General features: G+C 64.6%; 6 protein-coding genes and 2 pseudogenes. 2 read left to right on the forward strand and 6 right to left on the reverse strand.

The features are described from left to right. Nucleotides 1–139: 139 nt before the first annotated feature. The 4 genes and pseudogenes from AC559T_RS07170 to AC559T_RS07185 form a co-directional block, all read right to left on the reverse strand. A pseudogene (locus tag AC559T_RS07170) lies at nt 140–346 on the reverse strand (RNA polymerase subunit sigma-24); the annotation flags it as partial. A 279-nt stretch (nt 347–625) separates the two neighbouring features. Further along, complete coding sequence (locus AC559T_RS07175) at nt 626–1,054, reverse strand: VOC family protein (RefSeq protein WP_498868181.1); 429 nt, start codon at nt 1,052–1,054, stop codon at nt 626–628. A 131-nt stretch (nt 1,055–1,185) separates the two neighbouring features. After that, entirely contained in the window at nt 1,186–2,220 is a 1,035-nt protein-coding gene (locus AC559T_RS07180; protein WP_498868182.1) for a zinc-dependent alcohol dehydrogenase, read from the reverse strand. A 183-nt stretch (nt 2,221–2,403) separates the two neighbouring features. Then, the gene (locus AC559T_RS07185; protein ID WP_498868183.1) at nt 2,404–3,738 is read right to left on the reverse strand and encodes a sialidase family protein; all 1,335 of its coding nucleotides are present in this window, start codon (nt 3,736–3,738) and stop codon (nt 2,404–2,406) included. Between the two features lie 1,099 nt (nt 3,739–4,837). Here AC559T_RS07185 and AC559T_RS07190 point away from each other — a divergent pair. After that, nucleotides 4,838–5,452 (forward strand): TetR/AcrR family transcriptional regulator, encoded by a 615-nt coding sequence (locus AC559T_RS07190; protein WP_498868184.1) that lies wholly within the window; start codon nt 4,838–4,840, stop codon nt 5,450–5,452. 457 nt (nt 5,453–5,909) lie between these two features. Here the strand turns inward: AC559T_RS07190 and AC559T_RS07195 are convergent. Then, nucleotides 5,910–6,239, reverse strand: a pseudogene (locus AC559T_RS07195) (integrase core domain-containing protein); the annotation flags it as partial. On the opposite strand from AC559T_RS07195, the gene AC559T_RS07200 reads away from it, so the two are divergent. Beyond that, a complete protein-coding gene (locus tag AC559T_RS07200; RefSeq protein WP_200835229.1) occupies nt 6,184–6,324 on the forward strand; it encodes a hypothetical protein in 141 nt (46 codons plus the stop codon). The pseudogene AC559T_RS07195 and the gene AC559T_RS07200 sit on opposite strands and share 56 nt — an antisense overlap. 148 nt (nt 6,325–6,472) lie before the next feature. On the opposite strand, the gene AC559T_RS07205 is transcribed toward AC559T_RS07200, so the two are convergent. Next, the gene (locus tag AC559T_RS07205; RefSeq protein WP_498868185.1) at nt 6,473–7,342 is read right to left on the reverse strand and encodes an MBL fold metallo-hydrolase; all 870 of its coding nucleotides are present in this window, start codon (nt 7,340–7,342) and stop codon (nt 6,473–6,475) included. Nucleotides 7,343–7,613: the final 271 nt, after the last annotated feature.

Raw genomic sequence — 7,613 nt, forward strand, 5'->3', positions numbered from 1 at the left:
TAGCTCCTTAGCAGTCGACTACGGAAGGTAGCTATCCGAGCATGGGTGCGGTTCTCATCCACGGCCGGCGACCGGCTCAGCCAGACCAACGCCTGCGCGGGCTCGGCGACACCGCTATCGCGCCAGCGCAGCTGCCTTGATCCCACGGCAGGTCGTCCGCCCGGTCCCGCGGGGTCACCGCGCCTGAGCTCGCCCCACCCTCGGCGAGCTGGCCGGCGAGCATGGCGTACCGCTCGTCGAGTGCCGACCGGCGGCGGAAGCTGTCGATGGCGCGCCGCCGCGCGGTCGCGAGCAGCCAGCCCACCGGGTTCGCCGGCGCACAGTCTCGCGACCAGCTGACGAGCGCACCCCCACCGCCTCCTGCGCAAGCAGCGGCACCGGTCCCGCCGACGGCGTCGGCGGCGGCGGGAAGACCCATGTCGCGATGTGGTGCGCGCCGTCGATCGGGACGCGACCGGTCGCGTCGACGACGACGGTAGGCGGGGTGACGGTGGTCTGTAACATCAACCGTTCTCCTCGGCTGGCGTTGGTCGGGAAGCTCTCCGCTCCGCGCGGGATCTGCGCGGTGCCATCCCGTCCGGGCGACGCGCACCGGTGTTCCGAATCCGACGGAGGCGTGTCGGTGTCAGTGTCTGAAGAGGTCCGTCACGCGTTCTTGTCCGTCCTCGAACTGGTGCAGTTGGATCAGAGTGCCGTCCGGGTCGAGAACGAAGATCAGTCTTGACTTCCCGGTGGCGCTGACCGGCCCGATGACAGGAATGTTCCGGTCGACCAGCTCGTCGTGGGCGGCGTCGACGTCGGCCACGGTCAGGGCTATCTTCGGTCGGCCGTAGGGCGCCGGGTAGAGCATGTCGACCGGTTCCAGGGGCTGTCCGGTCGGATGGGGGCTGAACAGCTCGAGCATCATCGAGTCGACCCCGAGCCCGACCCGTCCCCAGGTTTCGCCGCGGGCCTCGAAGTACACCTGAAAACCAAGCGCCTCCGTGTAGAAGGCCACCGAACGATCGAGATCGGTCACTGTCATCCCGACGTGCGAGAAGCATCGGATCTTCATCGGGACGAAACCCCGCGGAGTCGTGTCACGCGGCCTCGGTCTGAACCGGCCGCGCCGCGCTCCGACTCGAACCACCCGAGACGACCTGTCGGCCAGTGCATCAGTTTCGGTCCTCCCGTCACGTCGACGTCTCAACTGAGCCGCAGCGCGATCCTGATCGAGTCACGGCCGGGGACCTTGCGGGTCAGGAGGGCGAAGGCGTCCTCGAAGCGTTCGAGGGGAAAGGTGTCGCCGAGCAGGTCGGCGGTAGGTACCTTGCCGGCGTTGATGAGGTCGACGGCGCCCTCGGTGTCGAGGCCGGCGCCGGGGTGCAGGGTAATCCGCCGGGTGGGGATCCAGTCGCTGTGGAAGCCTTCGAGGGGGCGGTCCTTCATCCCGGCGATGACGACGTGGCCGCCCTTGTGGACGAGGTCCATGGCGAGGTTGACGGTGACGGGGTCGCCGGCGGCGGCGTCGATGACGACGTCGGCCATCCGGCCGTCGGTGAGTTCGCGGACCCGTCCCACCGGGTCCTCGGTGTCGACGTCGACGGTGTGGTCGGCGCCGACACGCAGTGCCCAGTCGAGGCGGAACCGGTCCTTGGCTGTTCCGGTCACGATGACGGTGGATGCTCCGGCTGCGCGGGCGGCGACGATGGTGGCCATACCCATGTGACCGGGCCCCTCGATGAGGACGACGTCGTCCTGACGGACGGGGGCGACCCAGGTGACCGCGCAGCTCAGCGGTTCGAAGACGGTGAGCTGTTCGGCGGGGAGGTCCTCGCGCAGGCGGTAGACCCGGGAACCGGGGAGGAGCTCGAGGTGTTCGGCGAACCCGCCGTGCAGGCCGGAATCCTCGTCGACGGAGAAGTCGTGCCCGTAGATCCGGTAGCCCTGTGGGGTGACGAGGAGTTCGCGCACGGCGACCCGGTCACCTTCGGTGGCACCCCACTCGTGAGCGGTGGCTGTGTCGATCTTCTCGATGCGGCCGACGATCTCGTGCCCGGCGATGGAGGGGAAGGCACCGCCCCAGGAGGTGTGGACGTGGCCGCGGAAGTGGTCGATGTCGCTGTGGCACAGGCCGGTGGCCTCGACCCGCAGGACGGCGCCGCCGGGCTGGGGGTCGGGGACGGGAAGGTCGCGTTCCTCCCAGGTCTCGTCGCCGTTGAACACGATGGCACGGCTCATCTCAGGGACCTCCTTAAACAGCTTCTCGGCTCTCTTCGCCGCGCCGGGGAGCCGGGCCCCTCCCCGGTGATAGTGCCGCAGAGCTGATGACCCTCGTCGCGCTGGGATCAATCCTCGCCGTCCGGGCGGCCGGGTCGACCCGACCTCGCAGGTCGACCCGGCCGGCCCTGGCAGAGCGTCGGCTCAGCGTCCAGGCTTGCGGTAAAGACTGAGCGGAACCCGACTGAAGATCGCGTCCAGTTCGGTCAGGTCGTTGTCTCGGCCGTCAGACCAGGTGACGTAGGTGTACTTGTCGTCCAGGGCGATCCAGGACCAGCGGTCACCGGGAGGTCCGGCGTGCGCGGCCGGCGCGGTTTCGCGGTTCACCTTCACCGGGGCGCTGAACGATCGTCCGTGATCGAAGGAGACGACGGAGAACGCGTCGACCGCGGTTGTCCTCCACATCACGCCCAGATACCCCTTCGGGCCGAAGTCCATCCACGGACGCTGGGCATCTGGGGCGGCGATCACGGCCGGTCCGGTCCAGGTCTTACCGGCATCCTTGGTGACGTATACCTCAAGGTTGGCCTCCCTGGGGACCATGACGGCGAATCGCCCGGACTGTGAGGGGTCGGCCGATACCCAGGGGATGGGGTCGGCAGCACCTCGCTGCTGCGGGACCGGCAGGAGCGGTCCACTTCCTGCCGGGACCGGAGTCCCCTTGCCGTCGGTCACTGGGAGGTCCGTCCAGGTCTGCCCATCGTCGCGGCTGACATGCAGCGTCACTACGCTCTCCTGGCTCGCGGAGACCAGGATTCCGTCGTGGACGGCGAGCTGACGACCCGGGTAGCCGCAGGCGGGCGGACGCTGCGGAGACACCACGACACAGGGTCGGGGACCGGGAATCACCCTGGACGGGCCCCAGGTCTGACCACGGTCCGCGCTGACGGACACCGCGCTCGGGTACTGCCATTCGAGGCCGCCCACCGCGTAGACCTTGCCGGTCGCGGCGTCCACGCGGAGCTTGGGCGCGCCGCTGAGCACGAGCGGCGTCTTCACCGGACCGGACCACGTCCGACCGCCGTCGAGCGACCGGGAGACCACGACGCTGTTCGTCTCATTGGCCGTGGAGTCAGGGCCGACCTGGTTGTTGAGGATGTAGAAGGTTCCCTTGGCGTCGACGGCCACGTTCGGTTCGCCGCACTGAGGTCGGTCGCCGAGGGGCCAGGGCACCCGCGTCCAGGTTTGGCCCTGGTCCTGGGAGTGGGCGAGGAAGCACTCCCCGGTGGGATAGAGACCCGGATGCGGAAGGAAGATAGTCGAGGTGAAGACCAGGTTCTTGGGGTTCTTCGGGTTGATGGCGACTGCCGGCTGTCCCTCCTTGAAATCCGGGGTGTTGGTCATGTTGATCTCGAGGATTTTTTCCCGGTCGGGTTTTCCTGGCTCTGCCTGGGCGACAGAGGTGCCGGATAAAACGGCCACCGCGGATAGTGCGATTCCGCACACTATCGCCCTGGATCGACCCGGTAACAACGTCACGGTCTTCCTTTCTGTCCTTGCCGCAGGGTTCCGTCAGCTATCTGCTGGCGGTCCGAAGAGCTCAGCGAGTCGGCTCCTCGCGCCGCCGAACTCCTGTAGTTGGATGGGGGTCCCGTCGGAGTCTGCTATGAAGAAAAACCGCGAGACCCGGGTGGTCGTGATGGGACACAGCGGCGTGTCCAGACGACCGCACGATGAGAACTCACTCGATGAAGTCAACCGAGTTCGGTCAGGCCCGCGTGGCGTTCGCTGTATCTGGCGGTTTTCCATGCGGTCGACGACGGTCGAATGGTCCGGAGCGTGGCCATCGGCCGACCCTCCGTTCCGATGCCGAGCGCGGCGTCGGTAGCCCCCAGGCAAGCCAGTCCACACGAACCGGAGAGCGTAGGCGGTGCCATGGCGACCGGTACCAGGAAGCGTCGATCCCGGGGCGGAGGATCCGTCCGCGCCCTCCAGCGACCGGCTCAGCCAGAGGCACCCCGCACCCCGGGTTGCGCCGCCACACGCCCCCAACAGGAAAGCCTCGCCGCACACAATAGCAGTGACACTAATCGCCCCTTACGAAACATGGCCGACCTTTCGTCAGTGCTTGGACCTGCACCGGAGCGCTCTGAGGCATCAGGCCCGACACACCCGCCCGCATCGCCCCCTCTGGTGAGATTCCGTCGTAGCACGACAGCTTCCTGGTAGACCGCCAGCGCATACCGCGCCGTTGATCCGCTCCTCACACACCACGAAACATCACTCAGGTAAACCCTTCTTACGGAAGAGAATCTTAGCCTTACTAGGTCATCCTGTCAACACTTTTTAAAAACATGTGCTTAAAAAGCTCGATGATCCCGAGGAGGGCCGGGGGGCATCAAAGTCACCAGCGTCAGCCGCTGGCGCCCGGTCGAGTAGCCTCGCGAACCAGGGGGCGACGTAAGACGGTGGCGTCGCCACGCCAAACGGATTCTCACTTGATTTTAATCAGATTAGTTTAATACGAACGTGACAATACTATTTTGCCGTAGTGTAAGATTTTTGTATGCCACCACGCCAGAAGGATGCCTCGGATGGAGCGCGGCCAGGAGGTCGGGACCGGCTCAACTCCAAAGGCATGACAACGCGTCAAATCATCTTGGAGCGAGCTGAACAGCTATTCGCGGAACGTGGCATCGCGACTGTCCCTCTGCGCGATATAGGCCTGGCCGCAGGACAAAAGAACAACGCCGCCGTCCAGTATCACTTCGGTGACCGCGAGAGCCTACTCAAGGCGATCATCTCCTATCGCGCCTCCGTGAGCGAGCGAGTCCGGGCCGAAATACTCGCAGACCTGATCGCCAAAGGCGAGCCTCCACAGGTCCGCGATCTGGTCAAGGGATTCATACTGTCCCTTGCCAGCCATCTGGAGGATGGTAACTACTACTTAGCTTTCTTGTCACGGTACGTAATTGAATACGGAGGATACGTAGGCCTCGAAGGTTCGGTCTCCGCCAGCACTGTAAATACCTTCATGAGCCTGCTGCATCGACTCCTGCCCGAACATCGAAAATCCGTCCTAGACGAACGTTGGATGATCGTTATGACCACCACGGTGCATACATTGTCTCGTTATCAAACGGCAATGCAGGCCGGTGAGCTACCCGCGCCTTTCCATGAACTTCTCGACGACCTTGCGGACTTCCTAACGGGCGGCGTCGAATCGACGCCACAGCGGACCGAGGGGATGTAGAGCCCGTTAATTGACCAGAATATCGACCGGATACGAAATCTGTGGTACGCCTACACCTCAGTACCCAGGTAAGTGAATACTCTCGCATTTCGTGGCGTTTTTCGCCTGTGGGGCTCCAAAATCCGGGTCTCGGCCTGTGAGCTGACCTGTTACGGATGATGTGATCGCCAGTGGGGGTCGTCAGGCGCCGTTACGGTACTCGTTGATCAGACCGCCAAGGATGCGTGTGCGACGGGACGGTGGAACTCAGGGTTCGGGTGATCACAGGTGGGGAGTCGGATGGGTGCTGGCCGAGGGAGCGAGGTGGGGTCGATGGGTGTTGAAATACTCGGCGTACGTGCCGAGGACGGACATCAGGTGCCGTCCAGCGACGATCAGGAGTCTGTTGGTGCATTCGCAGCGGACGGTACCGACCCTGTGCGTGCCAGAATTGTGCTACCGGTCCTGAGCTGCGCCGTTAAGCGACCCGCTCATATTCGTTGATCAGGCCGCCGAGGATGGGCTGGCGTTTGACGCTCCTGGGTCAGGTCGGCGACGGGGTGGTCGGGTCGTGGTGGTTGAAAGTCGCGGCCGCGGTTAGGTCGTTGTCCGTTGCAGTGGGCCGCGTACTCGGCCAGGACCGTGCGCAGGTGCCGTTCGCCGAAGATCGGCGTACGGTCGGTGACCTCGGTCCGGACCGTCTGGACGGACCGTTCCGCGTAGGCGTTTGCCCGGGGGTTCGGCGTGGGATCTTGACCGCGTTGATACCGGCATCGGCGAGGACCGCGTCGAACGACGCGGTGAACTGCCGCGGCCACTACGAACTCTCCGTCGATGCCGACCCGCGCAGACTGTTGTCCGCTGCCCTTGTCGAGCTCGCACTCGCCGTCTGATGATCGGACCCGTGCGGGTGCCGGCACGCCGCACCTTCCCAGAACGCAACAGACCCGTCAGCGTCAGGAAGGTAGCCGTGCGAGCGTCGCTGTCGTTCGACTTCCCAGGGTGTCTTCTACTATGTCGCGGTCTACATCACTCAATCTTCTAAGTTCTGGCTGAGGCCTGTTCGTCATCGGTGTATGGGGCGCCGCCGGGCACAAAGTACACCTCGTGTCTGTCGCGGGCGAGGCGGCCGTAGTGTGGTGCGGGGAAGTGCGCCGGGAACAGGAACGCGCCCTCGTCGAGCGCCCGCTGTGCCAGTCCCCGTCGGGTGGCGATCGCGGTCGCCAGATCATCGCACCCGGGCAGGTGAAGCTCCGGTCGAGTCAGCTGGATCGGATGGTGGAACGCATCCCCGCTGAAGTATGCCCGCACGCCATCGGAAGCAAGGCGTAGCACCGCGTGTCCGACCGTGTGGCCCGCCGCAAGCTCGACGCTCAGGCTCGGTGAGACCTTGTAGGGTACGGAGACGATCTGAGCCAGACCCGCGTCGACGACCGGCCGTACACACTCGTCAAAGACGTCGGGGTTGAAGTCGTTGGGATGTCGGACCGGATTCGCGGTGTCCCACCGCCGGTACTCCTGGTCAACGAACATGTAGGCCGCGTTGGGGAATGTCGGTACCCATGCCCCGTCAACCTGCCTCGTGTTCCAGCCACAGTGATCGTGATGAAGGTGGGTGCAGAACACGACGTCGACTGTATCGGTTGACACACCGGTCCGGGCTAGCCGGTCCAGATACGGAATTTTCAGGTCGTCGAAATAGGGCCCTCTTCCCTTGCGACCGTTGCCGGTACAGGGATCGATGAGCACGGTAAGGCCGTCAACCCTCACGATCCAGCTATGGCTCGAGAACTGGAAAGTCATAGATTTCCTGTCCAGAAATCCGTCGGGCAGCCGGGTAATTCGACGGGAGATGAGCGCTCTGTCGTCGGTAAGAAGGTCGAGTGAAACTGGAAGCGACTGCTCTTCCACTCGATCGACGAGAGCGCCACCCAATCTGAGTGTAGGCATATCGCCAGGCTATCAATGGAGCAGTCGAATTGGAATATGCGCGGCCGAACCGGCCGAGGCCCCCGCCCACCAAGCGGGCGAACTCACCTGTGGGGTGCCAGAAGTCGGCCTGGGCCCGTGAGCTGGGCTGATGCGACGGTGCGGCTGTCGGCATGATGGTCAGCTCTGTCCATCCGCCTGCTCTATCTGATCTTCGTGCGGGTCTGTGGTTGGCTGGTCCTCTTCGGTCGTT

The sequence above is a fragment of the Frankia sp. Hr75.2 genome (genome assembly GCF_949319125.1).
Lineage (GTDB): Bacteria > Actinomycetota > Actinomycetes > Frankiales > Frankiaceae > Parafrankia > Parafrankia soli.